This is a genomic window from Verrucomicrobium sp. 3C (genome assembly GCF_000379365.1).
GTDB lineage: Bacteria > Verrucomicrobiota > Verrucomicrobiia > Methylacidiphilales > Methylacidiphilaceae > Methylacidimicrobium.
On sequence record NZ_KB901875.1, the window covers coordinates 1,013,641 to 1,032,299 of the forward strand.

General features: G+C 62.0%; 14 protein-coding genes. 4 read left to right on the plus strand and 10 right to left on the minus strand.

What is annotated here, in order from left to right; genetic code table 11:
* Position 1 precedes the first annotated feature (1 nt).
* On the minus strand, positions 2-2,281 hold the full coding sequence (gene priA, locus A37A_RS0105650; RefSeq protein ID WP_018290550.1) for a primosomal protein N': 2,280 nt from the start codon (positions 2,279-2,281) through the stop codon (positions 2-4).
* Between the two features lie 239 nt (positions 2,282-2,520).
* Here priA and mnmE point away from each other — a divergent pair, with 239 nt between their 5' ends.
* Complete coding sequence (gene mnmE / locus A37A_RS0105655; protein ID WP_018290551.1) at positions 2,521-3,849, plus strand: tRNA uridine-5-carboxymethylaminomethyl(34) synthesis GTPase MnmE; 1,329 nt, start codon at positions 2,521-2,523, stop codon at positions 3,847-3,849.
* A gap of 157 nt (positions 3,850-4,006) precedes the next feature.
* Positions 4,007-5,101 carry an RNA ligase gene (locus A37A_RS0105660; protein WP_020494069.1) on the plus strand — a complete coding sequence of 365 codons (1,095 nt, stop codon included), beginning with the start codon at positions 4,007-4,009 and terminating at the stop codon, positions 5,099-5,101.
* Here the strand turns inward: A37A_RS0105660 and A37A_RS0105665 are convergent.
* On the minus strand, positions 5,048-5,656 hold the full coding sequence (locus A37A_RS0105665) for an RNA ligase partner protein (RefSeq protein ID WP_018290553.1): 609 nt from the start codon (positions 5,654-5,656) through the stop codon (positions 5,048-5,050). The genes A37A_RS0105660 and A37A_RS0105665 overlap by 54 nt on opposite strands.
* 115 nt (positions 5,657-5,771) lie before the next feature.
* Between A37A_RS0105665 and A37A_RS0105670 the strand changes: the two genes are divergently transcribed.
* Positions 5,772-6,782 carry a quinone-dependent dihydroorotate dehydrogenase gene (locus A37A_RS0105670; protein WP_018290554.1) on the plus strand — a complete coding sequence of 337 codons (1,011 nt, stop codon included), beginning with the start codon at positions 5,772-5,774 and terminating at the stop codon, positions 6,780-6,782.
* Here the strand turns inward: A37A_RS0105670 and A37A_RS16020 are convergent.
* From A37A_RS16020 to A37A_RS0105710, 8 genes are all read right to left on the minus strand, one after another.
* Positions 6,765-8,888 carry a thioredoxin domain-containing protein gene (locus A37A_RS16020; protein ID WP_018290555.1) on the minus strand — a complete coding sequence of 708 codons (2,124 nt, stop codon included), beginning with the start codon at positions 8,886-8,888 and terminating at the stop codon, positions 6,765-6,767. The two genes, A37A_RS0105670 and A37A_RS16020, sit on opposite strands and share 18 nt — an antisense overlap.
* Positions 8,885-9,598, minus strand: a complete 714-nt coding sequence (locus A37A_RS0105680) for a metal-dependent hydrolase (protein WP_018290556.1) — start codon at positions 9,596-9,598, stop codon at positions 8,885-8,887. Before A37A_RS0105680 ends, A37A_RS16020 begins: the two co-directional genes overlap by 4 nt.
* 107 nt (positions 9,599-9,705) lie before the next feature.
* Positions 9,706-10,746, minus strand: a complete 1,041-nt coding sequence (locus A37A_RS0105685; protein WP_018290557.1) for a hypothetical protein — start codon at positions 10,744-10,746, stop codon at positions 9,706-9,708.
* Between the two features lie 13 nt (positions 10,747-10,759).
* A complete protein-coding gene (locus A37A_RS0105690) occupies positions 10,760-13,228 on the minus strand; it encodes an LPS-assembly protein LptD (RefSeq protein ID WP_018290558.1) in 2,469 nt (822 codons plus the stop codon).
* A gap of 52 nt (positions 13,229-13,280) precedes the next feature.
* Positions 13,281-14,471: a DegT/DnrJ/EryC1/StrS aminotransferase family protein gene (locus tag A37A_RS0105695; RefSeq protein ID WP_018290559.1), complete on the minus strand. Its 1,191-nt coding sequence runs from the start codon at positions 14,469-14,471 to the stop codon at positions 13,281-13,283.
* Complete coding sequence (gene rfbA, locus A37A_RS0105700) at positions 14,471-15,373, minus strand: glucose-1-phosphate thymidylyltransferase RfbA (protein WP_018290560.1); 903 nt, start codon at positions 15,371-15,373, stop codon at positions 14,471-14,473. The genes A37A_RS0105695 and rfbA overlap by 1 nt, the downstream gene beginning before the upstream one ends.
* A gap of 1 nt (position 15,374) precedes the next feature.
* The gene (rfbB, locus tag A37A_RS0105705) at positions 15,375-16,454 is read right to left on the minus strand and encodes a dTDP-glucose 4,6-dehydratase (protein ID WP_040887638.1); all 1,080 of its coding nucleotides are present in this window, start codon (positions 16,452-16,454) and stop codon (positions 15,375-15,377) included.
* A 23-nt stretch (positions 16,455-16,477) separates the two neighbouring features.
* Entirely contained in the window at positions 16,478-17,398 is a 921-nt protein-coding gene (locus A37A_RS0105710) for a sugar nucleotide-binding protein (protein ID WP_018290562.1), read from the minus strand.
* A gap of 150 nt (positions 17,399-17,548) precedes the next feature.
* On the opposite strand from A37A_RS0105710, the gene ychF reads away from it, so the two are divergent.
* The gene (ychF, locus tag A37A_RS0105715) at positions 17,549-18,655 is read left to right on the plus strand and encodes a redox-regulated ATPase YchF (RefSeq protein ID WP_018290563.1); all 1,107 of its coding nucleotides are present in this window, start codon (positions 17,549-17,551) and stop codon (positions 18,653-18,655) included.
* Positions 18,656-18,659: the final 4 nt, after the last annotated feature.

Genomic DNA, 18,659 nt, shown 5'->3' on the forward strand with positions numbered 1-18,659 from the left:
GCTACAAGAACTCGACCGGATCGACGTCCACCACGAGGTCGACTTCCGTGCGGCGGGATCTGGTCTCCGCCCATCGCTTGAGAATTCGGCCAGCCTCGACAATTCGGTTGGTCTTAAGAAGAAGTTGATAGCGGAAGGCTCCTTGGAGCCGCAGGATCGGGGCAGGGAGGATCTCTCCCCCCTCGGCGACGCCGTCGAGCCTCCGGCGAATCTCCCCAGCCTCGGTTTCCGCCGCCTGCCGGCAGAGCCCGTCGCTTTGGCTCTTCCAGACCAGGAGGACCAGGCGCGTTGCCGGCGGATAGCCGAACGAAGCGCGAAATTCGAGATCCTGTTCGGCAAAGCCGCGATAGTCGTGGTGGCGGGCGAACTGAATCGCGGGGTGAACCGGACAGCGGGTTTGGATGTAGACGACCCCCCGCGTCTCCCCCCGCCCGGAGCGCCCCGCGACTTGGAGAAGCTGTTGGAAGGCCTTTTCCGCTGAGCGGAAGTCGGGCATGTGGAGGAGTCCGTCGATCTGCACAACCCCGACCAAGGTGACTCCGGGAAAATGGAGCCCCTTGGCCACCATCTGGGTTCCCACGAGGATGTCGAAGCGGCGCTCGGCAAATGCTCGCAAGGCGTCCGGCAGTGCGCCCTTCTTCGCCATCGAGTCTGAATCCATTCTCAAGACCTTTGCCGACGGGAAAGCCGCTTCGACGGACTCGACGATGCGCTCGGTACCGGTGCCCAGCGCATCGAAGCGTCCACCGTGGCAGGCGGAACATGCGTTCGGAAAGGGCTCGGAGTGGCCGCAGAAGTGGCAGCGGAGATTTTCGCCCGCTCGGTGATAGGTCAAAGCAACGCTGCAGTGCGGGCACTCCCTCACGGCACCGCAATCCGAACATTGGAGGACCCGCGCATAACCGCGCCGATTGACGTAGAGAATCGCCTGCTCCCGCTGCGCCAGCCGCTTCCCCAGTTCTTCCTGGAGCTCGGGGGAGAGACAGGGTCTTTCAGGGGAGGAGGCTCCCGCGACCGCTCTGCTCTTCTTCGCCCGTCGCCGGAGATCGACGACGCGGACAAGAGGGAGAGGCCGATCCTCGACGCGCACGCTCAACTCGAGAAGGCGATATTTTCCCGCGAGGGCATTGGCATAGGACTCCAGAGAAGGACAAGCGGAGCCCAAGAGCACGGGAATGCCTTCCCGGCGAGCGCGCATCACGGCGACGTCTCTGGCGTGATAGCGCGGAGTTTCTCCTTGCTTGTAGGCGCTCTCGTGTTCCTCGTCGACAACGATGAGGCCGAGTCCGCGTAGCGGAGCAAAGACTGCGGAACGCGCGCCCACGACAACTCGTGCTCGTCCGCAGACGATATCCTGCCACTGATCATGCCTTTCTCCCGCCGAAAGCCGGCTGTGCCAGAGAGCAACCTTTCCGGGTCGATCGCCGAATCGGCTCTGCACCTGCTCCACCAGCTGCGGGGTCAGGGCGATCTCCGGGACCAGGACTAGGGCGGAGCGTCCTTGGGAGAGCGCCTCTCCCACCGATCGAAGATAGACCTCCGTTTTGCCGCTGCCCGTGACGCCGAAAAGGAGAAAGGGCGAAAACCCGTTTTGCCGAATCGCCGCGCGGATCGCTTCGAGGACCCTCGTCTGATCTTCGGTCAAGACCGGAAGCTCTCCGAGTCCTGGGGGAAGACTCCTCAGCGGATGCCTCCTCCTCTGCGCCTTCCGTAGCTCGACGAGCCCCCGCTCCGCGAGCCGCTTCCAGATTTGCGGTCCAGTGCCCGTGCTCGCGCAGAGCTCCGTCAACCAAGTCGGTCCGAGTTCACGCAATCGTGCCCATGCCCGCTTCTCGCGAGAAGAGCAGCGCACCTGGTCCACCGACTTTTCGTCCCATTCGGACCGGCAAGCGGCCAAAAGCTGCTCCTGCGTCCGCGCTCGGCGCACCGGCGCGGAGAAGATGCAGGCGATCGTCGCGGCCAGTGGGCAGCAGTAGTAGCCGGCCGTCCACTCGGCTAGGTGCAGCAGCGTGGCCGAAAGATGAAAAGGCTCTTCGGAGATCGCCGAGAGCTCTCGCAGCCCTTCCACGGCGGACCTTGCTGGAAAATCGATCACCCAGCCCGTCGTCTCGGCGCGCCGCAAGGGGACCCGGACATGAGCACCGACCTTGACCTGCTTCGCCAGCCTCTCTGGAACGGCGTAATCGAGCAGGCAGTCCCTCTTTCGCTCCAGGAGTACCCGGGCGACCAGGACTCGACGATCCGAACGGAACTCCTGACCTTTGAAGAGTTGGCTTGCCATGGCCCGGGATAAGCAATCGTATCCTCCAGGGGACCTCTCACCAATGTTCTTAACCTGCCTGTCTTACAAAGATCGTACCCGAAGCGCGACGAATGGTCCCGGATGCGAGGGGCGGGGCTCAAGTTTTCGCCCGGAGCGATAGGACGACATCCTGCGAGGAGGGGCAAAAAACCAAGTCCCAACGAAGCAGATGACAGAAGCAACGGAAGACCGCACATTGGATCGGTTGTTGACGCTCCATGAATGAGACCATTGCGGCACTCGCCACTCCGGCGGCCCCGGCTGCCCTGGCCGTGATCCGGGTCAGCGGCCCGCGATCCCGGGAAATCACCGATCTCCTGCTGAGGAAACCGGTTTCCTGGCTACCCCAAAAAGCCTGGCATCGGGAACTCTGGGATGAGGAAGAGAGATTGGACGACGCCGTTCTCCTCTATTGGCGGCAGCCCCGCTCGTACACCGGCGAGGAGATGATCGAGATCTCCTGCCACGGGAATCCCCTCCTGGTCGACAGGATCCTCGCGGCCTATTTCTCCCGGGGTGCCCGGGCGGCTCTTCCCGGAGAGTTCACCCAGCGCGCCTTTCTCCACGGCAAGCTCGACCTCACCCAGGCCGAGGCGATTGCGGATCTCATTCATGCCGGGAGTCTTCGGGGCCTCGCTGCCGCCCAGGAGACAAAAGAAGGGAGGCTCGGCCGGAAGCTCGCCGAAGCCCGGACAACGCTCCTGGAGCTTGTCGCTCACGCAGAGGCCTATCTCGATTTTCCGGAAGAAGACATCGATCCGGAAGTGGGGGAGAGCATGCTCCGCCGCATCGACCAGCTGAGGAAGGAACTGCTCGGACTGGCCGGCACCGCCCCAACGGGCCGTCTGCTCCGGGAGGGCATCGTCGTGGTTCTCGCGGGGTCTCCCAATGTCGGAAAATCCAGCCTCTTCAACGCCCTCCTGCGCCAAAATCGGGCCATCGTTTCTCCCCATCCCGGCACGACGCGGGATACGATCGAATCCCTCTGCCAGATCCACGGCTTTCCGGTCCGCCTCGTCGACACGGCTGGCCATCGACCCGCCGAACACCCGGTAGAAGCCGAAGGGATTCGCCGCGCCGAGGAGGCTCTCCGGTTCGCGGAGATCGTCGTCCATGTGTCGACCGCGCCGGAGCCGCCCGAGAGCGACTCCTTTCGCCTTCCGACCCTTCTTCCGCATCAACGGCACCTGCTCGTCGCAAACAAGTCGGACTTGGGCATCCACGCGGAGCGCCGGTCGCAGATCTGCGTCTCCACACTCACCGGTCAGGGGCTGGACGAGCTCGATCGCCGGATCTACCAGGAAATCGCCACCCTAGCCCCCGAAGCGGCGACCGGGAGCGCGGTCAATGCCCGACAGGAAGCCGCTCTTCGGCGCGCGGTCGCGGCGTTGGAGCAAGCGGTCGACGCCTTCCGAACGGGGTTGGCCTGCGAGCTCTGGTGTCTCGAGCTGCGCGCTGCTCTCCGAGCCGTGGGAGAAGTCACGGGGGCGGTGACGAGTGAAGAGATTCTCGACGAGGTCTTCCGACAGTTTTGCATCGGGAAGTGAGGCCCCAATCCCCTTCGGCGGAGGAGAAGGCCGGCGTCCCAACGAAGCAGCCAGGCCCATTTCGCAAGCCGCAGGAGAAAGCTTGTGAGAAGTGGCGGCTAGAATTGCCGGCGCGCCGCGATGCTCCATAATGCTTCGAGGAGGCGGAAGGCAGAGGGTGATTCCCGAATCCGACATTCACGCGGCGGTCGCCGAAAAGAAGGCGAAGCGGGAGTCCTTCGGCGATTGGGCGTATGTCCGGCTGCTCCATGATTGGCACGGATGGCCACGCGGTACGCTGTTGGCGGGCGAAGTCGTCATTCCCGGCTATCCGAAGATCGGCCGGGTCCAAACCCTATCGGGAATCCTCACGCAGTTCCACGCCCCATTCTGGGTCGAGGAAAAGGTCGATGGCTACAATGTACGAATTTTCCGAGTCGGCGATGAGATTTATGCCGCCACCCGCGGGGGGCTAGTCTGCCCCTTTACAACCGACCGACGGGCCGACTTGGTCGATCCGACGATCTTCTCCGCCCACCCGGACCTGATTCTCTGTGGGGAGGTGACCGGACCGGAGACACCCTACGTCGAGGGAACCTCCCCGCTGGTGCCGCAAGACATCGGCTTTTTTCTCTTCGACGTGATCCGGCAAGGCGGGAAAGGCTTTTTTCCGGTCGAGGAGAGGCGCGCGCTCGCCCGATCCTTCGCCCTTCCGGAGGTTCCCTTTTACGGCCGAATCGATCCGAAGGATCTGCGGGAACTCCCGGCAATCGTATCTCGGCTCGATGCACAGGAGCGAGAAGGAGTCGTCCTCAAGGAGGACTCGCTGCGGAACTTCCGCGCTAAATATGTCACGGGAAGTGCCGAGCTCTCCGACATCGCCTCCATGACCCAACGCTATCTCGATGTGCCTCCGGAGTATTTCACGGAACGGGTTTTGCGGCTGGCTCTTTTCTTGGAGGACATGGGGGTGACGGATCGGGAAGAATGGTACCGCCGGCTGGGAAAAGCCTTCCTTTCCGCTCTCCGGGAGAGAATTGCCGCAGCTCGACAAGGCCGATGCGCCGGCTCCTTCTGCTGCCGCTTTCACGCCAGAGAAAATGCCCTTCGGCTCCTCGACGATCTTGGACAGATCCACGGCCATGAGGGAGAAACCCGCCTAGTCAGCCTTCAGGAGGAAGGCGGAAGCTGGTTCCTCCGATTCGAGAAGCTCTACCGTTCAACCACGGGTTTTCTCCGGAATGCCCTTGGCGGCTCCCTTCGCTTCGACTAGATGGCAAAGCAACTCCCGGAAGTGGCGGGCATCGACGACCGTCACCCCCATCCGATCCGCCCACTTCCGCATTCCCTCGTCGGCGGCGACCAGGCTCCCTTCGAGCTCGAAGGAAAGCAGGACCGCGTCGACATCTCCCTGGCTGTCGAGAATCCCCCGACGCAAGGTTTCCCGGTAACGCTCCCGAAGCTGGTGAAGAAGTTGCCCCATCTCCGCCGCCGCGCCCGCGCGCTTGGCATGCTCCTCGGCAATGCGCAACCCATGGTCGATCCGCTTCCGGACCTCGTCAATGAAGTCGTAAAGAAAATCTCCCGGGATCTGAAGATCCGATCTGCGGGGGGAACGGATCCGAATCACCGATTCGAAATATCCGATCAGAGACTCGAGATCTCGCATCTTCCGCAACTCCTCGTAGATGGAGAGCGGCATATAAAATTCCGCAGGAACCCTCCGTGCCAGATCCAGGAAACTACCCACCGCCGCTTCGTCTTCTCCGAACTGAGAGGCGACGTCCGGGTTGGTGAAGACGCTCGTATCGAGGACAAACCGGTGCATGGGCCCTGCTTATCCCTAGAGTAGGGTCTCCTCTTCCGAGAATCCAGCCCTTTGTTCCTTCCCGCTCTGCGGCTTACAGATTGTCAACGCTCCCTGACTTCCGGACACTGCCCTTGTGCTTTACCGTTCGCTCCTTCGCCCTCTTCTCTTTTTCCTCCCGCCGGAATGCGCCCACCAGATCGCCCTTTCTCTTTGCGCCCATTCCTGGGCGGAAGGCTTCCTCCGGCTGCTTTTGCCTCCTCCTCCCTCGGGCCTCGAACGGACGGTTTGGGGCCTCCGTTTTCCGAGCCCGCTTGGGCTTGCCGCCGGCTTCGACAAGGACGGCGTTGCGCTCGCCTCCTGGGAGGCTTTGGGATTCGGCTTCTGCGAGGTCGGCACGGTGACCCCCCTCCCGCAAGAACCCAACCCCGCACCGCGCCTCCAACGCCTGCCGCAGTCCGAAGCCCTCTGGAATCGGCTTGGCTTCCCCAGCGAGGGAGCGGAGCGGGTCGCCCTCCGGCTCGCTCAACGTCGGGCCAAGAAGCAATGGCCAAGCTTTCCGGTGGGAATCAACGTGGGCAAATCCCGGCAGACGGATCTCGATCGGGCCGCCGGCGATTACACGCGCGCCTTCTCCCTCCTGCGCCCTCACGGCGACTTTTTCGTGCTCAACCTTAGCTCGCCGAACACTCCCGGGTTGCGATCCCTCCAGCAGGAGAGGCATCTGCGAACCGTGCTGGAAGCGGTCGCCGGAGCCAACCCTCCGCCCGCCAAGCCGATCCTGGTGAAGATCGCGCCCGATCTCGAGGAAAAAGAGCTAGGCGCGATTCTCGAAGTGCTTCTGCGTGGTCCCTGCGACGGCTTGGTCGCGACGAATACTCTGCCGAGCCCCGGTCCGCGTGGGCTGGTGGGCGGGCTGAGCGGCAAGCCCCTGGCCAAGCGGAGCACCGAGACGATCCGCTTCCTGGCCCGGGAAAGCGCCGGCCGTCTGCCCCTCGTTGCCGCCGGCGGGATCTTCGATGCCGCTGATGCCCAGGAAAAGCTCGATGCGGGAGCAGTCCTGCTCGAGGCGTACACGGGTTTTGTCTTCCGCGGACCGAGCTTCGCCCGCGACATCGGCCGCGGCCTCTTAAGTGGCCGCTCGTAAGCGTTCGCGGAGCGTTTCCGGATCGGAAACAGGCTCGGAGCAGGCAAAGGATTGGCAGAGGTAGGCGACGGGACCCTCCTCCCGCAGAGGGAGCGAGAGATAGAAGTCCTCCTGCTCGCCCAAAAAAGGGAAGCGCTTGCCCGGCTCGATCCCGAGAAGAAGCTTCCGGTAAGAGAGCCCGCACGCCGCCGAGGCCAGCAGAGACCGGGTCCGCGGGTCGGCCCGCGCGCCCACGACGGCCACCGATAGGCGTGGACGGGTCGAGTCGAGATAGGCTGCCAGCAGTTGCGGCAGAGCCGTCGGGCCGTGGACAAGCCGGTCCGCTTCGGCGCGAAAGAGGGCTTCGAGCCGCCCCGGCCACCTCTCTTCGGGCAGCAGCACGGCAAAGCGCAGGAGGTTGGCCGCCGCAATCGAGATCGCAGCCGGCTCCGCTCCGTCGTACTCCTCGCGCACCCGGAAGGGTACCGGGCTCGCTTCCTCCCCGCTCGTCCAATAGGCGCCGGATTCGGGATCGCGGAAAAGAGCTTCCATCCGGTCTTGGAAGAAGACCGCCTTTCCCACCCAGCCGGCCTCCTGCGTGACTTCGAAGAGATCGAGGAGGGCCTGCACCAGCATCGCATAATCGCCGGCGAAGGCCTCGACCTCGCCCCGGCCCTCCCGGTAGAGGCGAAAGAGCTTTCCGCTCGTCGGCTCGAAGAGAGCCGAAAGGAGAAACCCCATCGTGCGTTCCGCCGCTTCCCGGTAACGCTCCTCGCCCAGCAGCAGCCCCGCGTGGGCGAGAGCCGAAACGGCCAGAGCGTTCCAGCCGAGCACCACCTTGTCGTCTTTCGCGGGCCGAGGCCTTCGGTTGCGCGCCCGGGCCAGCTTGCCGGCCACGGCACTCCGGATCCTCCCCGCTTCTCCAAGTGAAAGACCTCGCCGGGCGGCAATCTCCTCGATCGGCTCGTTCTCGAAGAGAATATTCTTTCCGGCCAGCTCCTGGTGAGGATCGGCATCCGCCGGGATATTTCCTTCGGGCCGCACCCCCCAGATCTCGGCGGCCAACGCCAATTCCTCCGGCTTCAGGACCTCCGCAAGCTCCCGGTATGTCCAAAGATAAAAGGCCCCCTCCCGGGCAGGTCCTCCCTCGGGAGAGAGGCTGTCCGCATCTTCCGCCGAGGCAAACCCCCCATCGGCAAACGCGAGATCGCGCAATAGATAGTCGAGAATCTCGCGAACGATCGATTCCGAGCGTGCGCCACCGTCGCAGCAGAAGCTTTCCAGGTAGACAGAGGCGAGTTGCGCCTGATCATAGAGCATCTTCTCGAAGTGGGGTACCCTCCAGAACCGATCGACCGAATAGCGATGGAAGCCGCCCCCGATCCGGTCTCGAATTCCTCCACGAGCCATCGCCTCGAAGGTTTGCCGAGCGATCGAGAGGGCGCGTTCCCCTTGGGGCCGTCCGCGGTTCGTGACGGCATAGCGAAGGAGGAAGTGGAGGACAGCGGGCCGGGGAAACTTCGGCTTGGGGCCAAAGCCGCCCCATTCCGGATCGAACGCTCTGGAAAACTCCTCGAAGGCGCGTTCCGACGCCCGTCCTCCCTCCGAGAGGCCCGGACGGCCTCCGGCCAAGGCTTCTCGAAGCCGCCCCGCGATCTCCTCGCCACGAAGCACCAGATCCTCCCGATGGCGAGACCAGAGCTCGGCGATCTGTTCCAAAACGGAAAGAAATCCCAGCAACCCCCACCGGTCGTGCCTCGGAAAGTAGGTTCCTCCGTAAAACGGCTTGAGATCCGGAGTCAGCCAGACGCTCATGGGCCAGCCTCCCTGCCCCGTGGTGGCCTGGACAAAGGCCATGTAGGCTTGATCCACATCGGGCCGCTCTTCTCGGTCGACCTTGACCGGCACGAACGCCCGATTGAGCCGCTCCGCGACTTCTTCATCTTCGAAGGATTCGTGTGCCATCACATGGCACCAGTGACAGGTCGCATACCCGATCGAAAGAAAGATCGGCTTTCCCTCGGCTTTCGCCTTGGCGAAAGCCTCGCTTCCCCAGGGATACCAGTCGACCGGATTGGCCGCATGCTGCCGGAGATAGGGGCTTTTTGCCGTCGCCAATCGACTCATTTTTCTTCCGAAAACCGCCCGGTTTGCGAAACGGTCAGTCTTCCGCCGATCGGCAGAAGATAGAGGTTGAGCTCCGCGGCCGAAAAAGCCTCCCGGGCCGCACCCTTGTCGATGCGAATTCCTTCGAAGGTGTCATAATGCACTCCCATCACATTCCGACAACCGAGAAGCTCCGCCGCGCGAATCGCGTCATCCGCCCCCATCGTAAACGTGTCTCCGATCGGAAGAATCGCCAGGGTGATGGGATGATAGATTTCCCCCAACAGCTTCATGTCCCCGAAGAGGGCGGTGTCCCCGGAGTAATAGACCGTCTCCTCGGAGGTGCGAATCACGAAGCCTCCTGCCGAACCGCCGTAGCTACCGTCCGGCAGGCTGCTGGAATGGTGGGCGACGACATAGTGGACGACGCCGAAAGGCCACTCCTTCTTCCCTCCCAGGTTCATCGCATAGACTCGCTCCACCCCCCGCTTGAGCAGCCATTCCGCCACCTCGAAGCTCGACACGACGAGCGCTCCGGTCCGCTCGGCGATCCCAGGAGCATCCCCGATGTGATCCGCATGCCCGTGCGAGAGCAAAAGGTAGTCGGCGGGAATCTCTTCGATGCGCAAATCGGCCGCAAGCGGATTTCCGGTGAGAAAGGGATCGAAGAGCAGGGATGAGCCGCCGACCTTCAACGCAAAGCAGGAGTGCCCGTAATAAGTGACCTCCATGAACCTTAGTCTACCCCGTGAGCCTGGCCCTGGACAAGGTCGGGATAGGAAGTCGACCCGTTCGACCCCGCCGCTCTCTTCGCGAGGGGAGTGGCCGATAACCGGAGTCATTCCGTCGCGACTCGCTCGACGGAAGCCGGCCTGGGCGGAGCAGCAGGCGGAGCGGATTCGCGTCCGCCATTCCCCGATTCACCCAATTCGATCGGAATCGCGACCGGCACCGGGGGATCGAGGTCGAGCCAGACGAGGATTCCCCCGGCAGTGAAAATCCGCTTTACGCGGGCCGGACTTTCTTTCGTAATCTCGATCACGTCGCCGTTTCGGATCATTCTCGGTTGGTACACACGGAAAATGATCCGGTGAACCGGTTCCTCCGCTCCAAGCACGAAGTATGCCAAGTACGGCAAATAGAACGTCGCCGCGCCGGTGATCGCTGTTTCGAGCGCGCGCCGGGTTTCCATCCCCGCCAGCGTCGCCGAGACGATCCCCTCGCGCAGGTTCGAGCGCGCGCTGAACTTTCCCCAGGTCCATAGATTTTCCGGGTGGACACCTTCGGTCTTAGCAATCGAACCGAGTTCCCGGAAAGGGACGATTCTCCGGGGCGGATAGCCCCCCGCGCCGCTCCCTTCTCTTGGGCTCCGTGGCCGAGGTGCCGCTCGGCCCGCGCCGTCCTGGGACTCGATCGTCGGCGCACTCTCGAGCACGAGGCGAGCGATGACTCCGTCCACTCGAGCAACCTCGATGAGCTTGGCGGGCCGGTCCCTGGGAATCACGAACTTAGTCCCTCTGCGGATCTCCGGCAGAGGCAGTCCGGCCCGAAAAACGACCCGCCGAAAAACGAAATCCCCGGGGTTATTGACGATGCTGAAGTTTTCTTCCCAATCCGGCAAGTTGATCCCTTCGTTTACTGAGGCGAGAAAGACTCCCCCGGAAAGCGCCGCACGAGCGGTAAACCGCCCGTAAACCCAAACATCCCTCGGATGGGGTCCCTCCTTCTTCTCAAGGTCGGGGAGATCCCCGAAACGCACGACCCGCCTTTCGGGAGCCGGGGCCGATTCTTCCGCCTTCGCCTCCTGCGCCGCCCAAAGAGAGCCGATAACGGCGGCGACAAGCAGGAACCGCCACAAGGATCTTGCGAGCGCAGACATCGCTTGCCGCCCCCTATTGACCGATTTGCGGTTTGAATGAGGGAAAGGCTTTCAGGGTGAAGCCCAGATAGAAGTTGATAATCGAAGCGGCTCCCGGATAGCTGAAATCCTGGAAGTTGAACGAGACGATCCAATCCTGCAGATCCCGGTAAATCGAGAACATCTTGATCGGCACGGAGTTGGTTTCGCTCATGTACATGAGCGTTCCGCTCACCTGCCAGTGCTCGCTGATCCGCCAAAAGTCCGATACGTAGGCCATGCTCTGGACGGTCGGCGAAATCTGCGCGATGACCGGCAGGATATTGTTTTGGGGAAAGTAGCCCGACGCGATCTGGGGAACCGGGAAGAAGCTGCTCGGAATCGTCACATTGTTCAAATATTGATAGCCCAAGGTCAGCGTATCCGACCGATGGAACTGCCAGCTCAAGCTGTTGTTGATATTGGTAAATCCCTCGTCATAGGTCGGCAGCGCTAGATCGGTGTGGAACATCAGCCAGGGCACAGGCTTGAGATCGAACGTCCCGTAGACCTCGTTCACCGTGTCGGTCGTCGGCATGAGAAGCGTGTTGTACTTCCGATCCCAGTTGGCGTCCGTAAAGAGGGTCAGCTCCGCCAGGTCGTAGTTCTGGCCGTTGCGCTGGGTCTGCAGCCGCTGGGTCGCCCCCGCCCGCAAGTAGGTCATCCCGAAGAAGGAATCGATCGAGGGATAGTCGATGGGATTGATGAGGGAAGGCGTAATCGTCGGCATGAGGCTGTCGAATCCCAGGATATCATACGGGTTTCCATAAGGGTTCGGGATGTACTGGAATGTGGCGAAGGGCTGAATCACATGCCGCAACCCGTGGATTCCCAGAGCTTCGATCTCCACGTCGTTCCACGTCTTCGACAGCTTGAACGCAGCATCCAGCCCCGCGATCAAGAGCCCGCGATCGAAGGTCAGATTCGACTGGTTCATCAGCGGCATGGGAGCATTGAACGCATTGCCGTAGACGTTCTGATCCGACCAGTAGGTTCCCTCGACACCGACCCGCGGCGTGAGCGAAAGCCAGTGAAAATATTCCCGCGGATAGGAGAGCTGCTGGAGCGTATCCCAGCGCCAACCCCCATAGTTGCTCAGGAAGTACGCGTTGTCCATCCCGTGCTGCTGATAGAAGCGATTGAGGGGCAACCAGGGGTAGTAGAGCCCGACGAGATTGCCCGTCAGCGGATTGAGGTTCGAGAACTGCTGCTCGAAGTTGACGACGCTCGTGCGGCTTTCATACGCGATCGGACTATGGAAAATCTTGGCGCGATTCGACTCGAAATCGAGCTCCGGCAGGCGATTCAAGCCGTTGAAGAAATCCATCAAGTTATCCTGGACCAACAGATCGATCGTGAACCCGGGGTGGTAGTAGTTCAGCCAGGCCACGTTGTTCGGTTGGCGATTGGACATGTAGGTGTTGTAGTAAAAGTCCTCTGTAATGTAGGGATCGGTCCAATAGTTCAGGTCCGTCGTCAGAGTGAGCTCCTGAGTCAACGGATAGCGCTGCTGCAGGCTGGCCATGAAGCGCTCAGGACCCACGTCGTAGCGGTTGAGCGAGGAATAGTTGAGCAAATAGCCTTGGTCGTACGGCAGGCCGAAAAGGCGGAGATTGCCGTATCCCTCTTCGCTCGGCTTGTATTGGAAGAGGCTTCCCAACGCGATCCCGCGATCCGAATAGTAATTGAGCAGGAACGAAGCCTTCAGCTTCGGGTTGAATTTCCAGTTATATGTGATCAGCAAATAATACCCCCAGTAGGAGCGATCTCCTGGAACCACATAAAGCGTGTTCGAGTCGCCATCGAGGGATTGACTCATCGCGGGAAGCCAGAGCACGGGGATGTGACTGAGGTAGATCGTGACGTCTCGCATGAGCAGGCGATCCCCCGGGTAGATGTCCATCGTCCGGGCCTTCATCTGGAGCCCGGGCTTCTCTCGATTTTCGACGGTGGCCATGCCCCGGTCGACATGGTAATGGTCGGTTTCCGGCGTCGTCAGCTTTTCACCCGTTGCCAGAATAGGAAGATCGACCATTCCCCAATCGTTGGCCGTGATCGCCTTGGTGTCGAGGTTGTAGACCATGTGGTGCGCCCGAAAGATCTTTTCGCCCGTGTAGACACGAACGTTTCCATCGGCGAAGACGTTGCGCGTGCGGTTGTCGAAGCTGACCCGATCGGCGTACAGAGTGGTATCCCCGAATCGGACGACCGCATTCCCTTCCGCCGTCGCGATTCCCCCGACGAAGTGCGTCTCCTGCGCATTGATTTCGACCGGCTGCTGGCCGGGTGAGGACCCCGGATCGCCGGAGGCAGGAGGAGACGCGGAAGAGGCGGCGACGGCCCAGGCCAGGAAGAAGAGAGCGAGAAGGAGAGTGTAGAGGCGAAACCCCCGCCAGGGAAAGGAGGGAAGATCGGCCCCTCCCTCGGGTGCGGTTCCTCGCCTTCCGGCTCTCCTGGATGCCATATTCCCTCGTCCCTCCCCGGGGACGTCCCGAGCGGGGAGAGACCCACCGCTCCTATGCCTCGTTCCCCTTTTGCGAGACGAAACGAACGATGAGATCGACGACCCGCTGGATCTCGCCGGGCGACAAGCCGGGAAAGATCGGAAGGGCCAACGATTCACGGGCAAGAAGCTCGGCAACCGGAAGCTCGTCGACTTCCCGACCCTTGTCAAGAAAGCAGGGCTGCTGGTGCAGGGGTAGCGGATAATAGACCTCGGTTTGCACGCCCTCCTCCGAGAGGAATCGACGCAAGCCATCCCGGTCGGTGGGGTAGCGAACCACATATTGGTTCCAGGTATGCTCGCCCCTGTCGTTGCGGGGCAAAAGGAGTGGGCTTGTGACCTTCGGCGCTACCCTCTCCTCTCCCTGGCAGCGGCAGGGCTCCGGAGAGAGGGCGGCAATGCCGCTCGCCCGGAATGCTTCCTCGTAGAGCGCGGCATTGCGCCGGCGCATCTCCAGCGCGGCCTCGACGCGCGGCAACCGTGCACGAAGGAAGGCCGCTTGGAGCGCATCGATTCGGAAATTCCCTCCAATCCACTCATGCCGATACTTGACGCGGGAACCGTGAACGCGGAGCGCCCGAATCCTTTCGGCCAGTGCTCCATCCTGCGTGGCGATCAGGCCCGCATCCCCCAGGGCCCCTAAGTTCTTCGTGGGGAAAAAAGAGAAACAGCCCAGGAGCCCCCTTCCGCCCACCTTTTGACCATCGGAACTCGCCCCGAAAGCTTGTGCGGCATCCTCGATCACCGCAAGCCCCGCCTCCTGTCCCACCGCAAGGAGGTTCGTCATCGTCGCCGGCTGGCCGAAAAGGTGGACCGGGATGATGGCCCGCGTCTTCGCGGTGAGCTTCCTTCTGACCTCCTGCGGAGGGAGATTCCAGCAGCCGGGACAGCAATCGGCAAAGACCGGTTTCGCCCCGGTCCGCGCAATCGAACCTGCCGTGGCAAAGAAGGTGTAGGAGGGACAGATCACCTCATCGCCGGGGCCGATCTCCAAGGATTCCAACGAAAGGAGCAGGGCATCGGTGCCGGAAGAAACCCCGATCGCATGAGCAACGCCAAGGAAGTCCGCGCACTCCCTCTCGAAAGCAGCCACTTCCTCGCCCAGGATGAAGTGTCCACTCTCCAGCACCCGCCGGAAGGCAGACTCCAACTCCCCTTTTTCGTCAGGAGCGATCCGGCCAAAATCGAGCAAGGGGATTCGCATCAGGAAAGCTCCGCGGACCGGCGATCGTCCTCCTCGACAAGTTTTCGCAGATAGTCTCCATAAGCGGAGCTGCCCATGCGCCGAGCTTGCGCAAGGACGGCTTCCCGATCTATCCACCCTTTACTCCAGGCAATTTCCTCCAGGCAGGCGATCTTCAATCCCTGCCGGTGCTCGATTGCCCGGACGAAGGCGCTCGCGTCAGCCAGCGCGTCATGGGTTCCCGTGTCGAGCCAGGCGATCCCTCGACCTAACACTTCGACGCGAAGCGTCCCCTGCGCAAGATAGCAGCGGTTGAGATCGGTGATCTCGAACTCTCCTCGAGCCGACGGAACGAGGGAGCGCGCAAATTCCGGCGCCCTTCCGTCATAGAAGTAGAGACCAGGAATGGCATAGGCTGACCTCGGCCGCTTGGGCTTTTCCTCGAGCGAAAGCACCCGTCCCCTCCCATCGAATTCGACAACGCCATATGCCGTGGGGTCGGAGACCCGATAGGCGAAGATCGTTGCCCCCTCGGCAAGTGCGGAGACGCGGCCGAGAGTCCGACTCAGGCTCTGCCCGTAGAGAAGGTTGTCTCCAAGCACGAGGCAGGAGGGCCTCCCCGCCAGGAAATCCTCCCCGATCACGAAGGCCTGCGCCAGACCTTCCGGGCGGGGCTGCTCCGCATAGGAGAAGCGGAGGCCGAACGCGCTCCCGTCCCCCAAAAGTCGCTCGAATAGGGGCCGGTCGCCCGGGGTAGAGATAATCAAAATTTCCCGGATGTCGGCGAGCAGGAGCACCGAGAGGGCATAATGGACCATCGGCTTGTCGTAGACCGTTAAAAGCTGCTTGCTCACCGAAAGCGTCGCTGGATAAAGGCGAGTCCCCATTCCGCCCGCCAGCACGATCCCTCGTCTTTCTCCCATATCACCCTTGAAGGAGTCCCAGCCGCTGCCGGGCAAAACCATCCCGTCGAATCGCCTCGCACCACGCTCCGTTCCCGCAGTACCAGTCGATCGTGCTGCGAAGACCATCTTCCAAGGTTTCCCGAGGCTTCCAGCCCAGCTCTTGCCGGATCTTGCTCGAATCGACCTCGTAGCGGAAATCGTGTCCGGGCCGGTCGGCGACGTAGGTGATCCGGTCACGGTAGGACCGCCCCGAGGAAAGAGGTCGGATCTGGCCCATTAGATCGCAGAGCCGTTCGACGAGCTCCCGGTTCGAGCATCCGGCGCCGCTGCCGATATGATAGGTCTCCCCGGGCTTTCCCTGGAGGAGCACCTCGCGGAGAGCCCGGCAGTGATCCTCCACGTAGAGCCAATCCCGCCGGTTGCCGCCATCGCCGTAGATCGGGAGCGGCTTTCCCTCCAGGAGATTCAGGATCATGAGCGGAATCATCTTCTCCGGGAACTGCCTCGGCCCGTAGTTGTTCGAGCAGTGGGTCACGATGGCGGGAAAGCCGAAGGTCCTGGCGTAGGCCCGCACGAAATGATCCGATGCCGCTTTCGAAGCGGCGTAAGGGCTCGAGGGGTTGTAAGGGGCTCCCTCCGGAGTCGGCTCTTGCTCGGACCCGAGCGACCCATAGACCTCGTCGGTGGAGACGTGGAGGAACCGGAATCGCTCTTTTTCCTCTCCCGGGAGCTCCCGCCAATAGTTCCACGCGGATTCGAGGAGCCGCCACGATCCCACCACGTTGGTTTCGACGAAGGGCTGCGCGCTCTCGATCGAGCGATCGACATGGGTTTCCGCCGCAAAATGGATGATCCCTGCGATCCGGTTCTCCCGCAGGAGACGGCCGACGAGCGCCTGGTCCCCGATCTCGCCTTGCACGAAATGGTGAGTATCCTCGTCGGGCAGCCCGACGAGATTCTCCCTTCTTCCGGCATAGGCGAGCTTGTCGAGGGTTACCGCCTTCTCCGGTCGTGGCCCTTCGGTAAAAAGAAGATGGAGAAAGTTCGACCCGATGAAGCCCGCTCCCCCTGTGATCAGCCAACGCCCCGTCTGGTCCATCGCCTTTCTCCGGTCTTTCTCCGCTATGCCGCCGCCTCTGCCTGCCACTGGTTCCACGCTCTCTCTACCGCTTCGTGAACCTCTTCCAGGTGGATTCCCACCCCTTGGAGCTTGGAGTTGTCGAGAACGCAATTGGAGCGCGGGGCGCGCGCCACCTTCCGAAAGGCTTCCTCTCCCGGGAAAAAGGCAAAGCGCTTCCCCGCCTCGATCAACCGCCTGCCAAGGGGAGAACGCTCTAGGAGTTCAATGACTTCGCGCGTGGTCACCGACCCCGGATTGACGACATTGTAGATACCGAACGGCACGCGCCGCTCCCAGCATTCGAATGCCGCCCGAGCGAACTCGTCGAGTTGGGAGAGGGAGTTCCGGGCATCCAGCAGGCGTTCGTAGCGCAGGAGCTTGCTCAGGTAATTCTTGGAGGAGTCGACCTCGTTAAAGGGGATGCGCAGCCTCCAGAGATAACAACCGCCGGCATCCGCCAGGATCTCTTCCCCAAGGGCCTTGGTTCCGCTATAGAAGCTGCTGTTGTTGGTCCGAAAGCAGAAGTTGGGCGGATCTTCCTCCCGGAAACCCAACCGTTCTTCCTTTGGCCCGGGACCTCGGTCGCCCGTGTAGAGGCAGCCGGAGGAAACGTGCCCCCAGGGTAGCTCGAGTTCCGCGCAGACGCCCGCCAAGACCCCGGGAAGCACCGCATTTCCCAGGAGGCATTCGGTCTTGTGGTCCTCGCACGCATCGACGTTCGGGCGGCCCGTATATCCGGCCGCATGGATGAGGAAGCTCGGCTTGGTCTCCCCAAGAAAGCGGGCAATGGAACCGGGCTCAAGGAGATTGACTTCTTTCCGGGAAGGCGCCTCATACGGGATTCCACGACGGCGCAGATGGCGCTGGAAGGCATTCCCCACGTATCCCGATCCGCCGAAAAGGACAATCTTTTCCAAAGCCATCCTCTCTCCTGTTGTTCCCATCTCCTATGTCCAAGCGCCTTTTGGGCTGCCGATTCTCTCGAAGAGAGAGCGTTTACGCAAGCAACCATCGCTCAAGGAAGGAATTGCTTCCTGTGGACAAATTCCTTATCTCCTAGAAGAGAAAACGTTATGTTGCGCGCGGGAATCGTCGGACTGCCCAACGTGGGGAAGAGCACGCTCTTTAACGCCCTCACGAAGAGTCACAAGGCGGAAGCGGCAAACTACCCATTTTGCACCATTACCCCCAACGTCGGCGTCGTTGAGGTCCCGGACCCTCGGCTGGTCCGGCTCGCCGAACTCTCCCGCTCGCAGCGAGTGATTCCGGCGGCGATCGAGCTCGTCGATATTGCCGGATTGGTGGCGGGAGCCAGTCAAGGGGAGGGCCTCGGAAACCAGTTCCTTGCCCATATCCGGGAAGTGGATGCCGTTATCCACCTAGTGCGTTGCTTCACGGGTCCCGAGGTCCACCATGTGGCAGGCTCGGTCGACCCGGTGCGGGACATCGAGATCATTCACACCGAACTGGCCCTTGCCGATCTGGCTACCCTGGAGCGGCAACGGGAGAAGACACGAAAAGGGCAGCAACCCCGCGCCGACGCTCGCACCTCGCTTCTGAGCGGGTGGATGGAAAAAGCGACGGACATCCTCAACCGAGGTGCCCCGCTCTTCTCTAAAGGATGGACGGCCGAGGAAAAGGAAGCTCTGCGGCCCTTCCACCTGCTCACCATGAAACCCACTCTCTACGCGTGCAATGTGGCGGAAGAGGAGCTTTGCCAGGGCATCCAGAATCCGCTTGTCCAGGGGGTCGCCCGGTTGCTCGAAGGCCGGAGCGAGTCCGAGCTCGTCGTTCTCTCTTCCCAACTGGAGGCCGAGCTCCCCAACCTCCTTCCGGAAGAGCGGCGATCCTACCTGCAGACCCTCGGCGTGGCCGAAAGCGGCGTGGACAGCCTGATTCGGGCGACCTATCGCTTGCTTGGCCTTCGCACCTATTTTACCGCCGGAGAGAAGGAGACAAGGGCTTGGACGATTCGTGCGGGAGACCGGGCCCCCCAGGCCGCCGGGGTGATCCATTCCGACTTCGAGCGAGGGTTTATTGCGGCGGAGTGCGCCTCCTTCGAAGAGATGGATCGGTTCCGCTCCCTTCCGCGGCTTCGGGAAGCGGGGAAGCTGCGCATCGAGGGCAAGGACTACGTCGTTGCGGACGGCGACGTGATTGAGTTTCGCTTTAACGTCTAGTCGC

Excerpts from the sequence above, each read along its gene's own strand:
- priA (WP_018290550.1), bottom strand. The coding sequence starts at position 2,281 with ATGGCAAGCCAACTCTTCAAAGGTCAGGAGTTCCGTTCGGATCGTCGA.
- mnmE (WP_018290551.1), top strand. The coding sequence starts at position 2,521 with ATGAATGAGACCATTGCGGCACTCGCCACTCCGGCGGCCCCGGCTGCC.
- A37A_RS0105665 (WP_018290553.1), bottom strand. The coding sequence starts at position 5,656 with ATGCACCGGTTTGTCCTCGATACGAGCGTCTTCACCAACCCGGACGTC.
- A37A_RS16020 (WP_018290555.1), bottom strand. The coding sequence starts at position 8,888 with ATGAGTCGATTGGCGACGGCAAAAAGCCCCTATCTCCGGCAGCATGCG.
- A37A_RS0105680 (WP_018290556.1), bottom strand. The coding sequence starts at position 9,598 with ATGGAGGTCACTTATTACGGGCACTCCTGCTTTGCGTTGAAGGTCGGC.
- A37A_RS0105685 (WP_018290557.1), bottom strand. The coding sequence starts at position 10,746 with ATGTCTGCGCTCGCAAGATCCTTGTGGCGGTTCCTGCTTGTCGCCGCC.
- A37A_RS0105690 (WP_018290558.1), bottom strand. The coding sequence starts at position 13,228 with ATGGCATCCAGGAGAGCCGGAAGGCGAGGAACCGCACCCGAGGGAGGG.
- A37A_RS0105695 (WP_018290559.1), bottom strand. The coding sequence starts at position 14,471 with ATGCGAATCCCCTTGCTCGATTTTGGCCGGATCGCTCCTGACGAAAAA.
- rfbA (WP_018290560.1), bottom strand. The coding sequence starts at position 15,373 with ATGGGAGAAAGACGAGGGATCGTGCTGGCGGGCGGAATGGGGACTCGC.
- rfbB (WP_040887638.1), bottom strand. The coding sequence starts at position 16,454 with ATGGACCAGACGGGGCGTTGGCTGATCACAGGGGGAGCGGGCTTCATC.
- A37A_RS0105710 (WP_018290562.1), bottom strand. The coding sequence starts at position 17,398 with ATGGCTTTGGAAAAGATTGTCCTTTTCGGCGGATCGGGATACGTGGGG.
- ychF (WP_018290563.1), top strand. The coding sequence starts at position 17,549 with ATGTTGCGCGCGGGAATCGTCGGACTGCCCAACGTGGGGAAGAGCACG.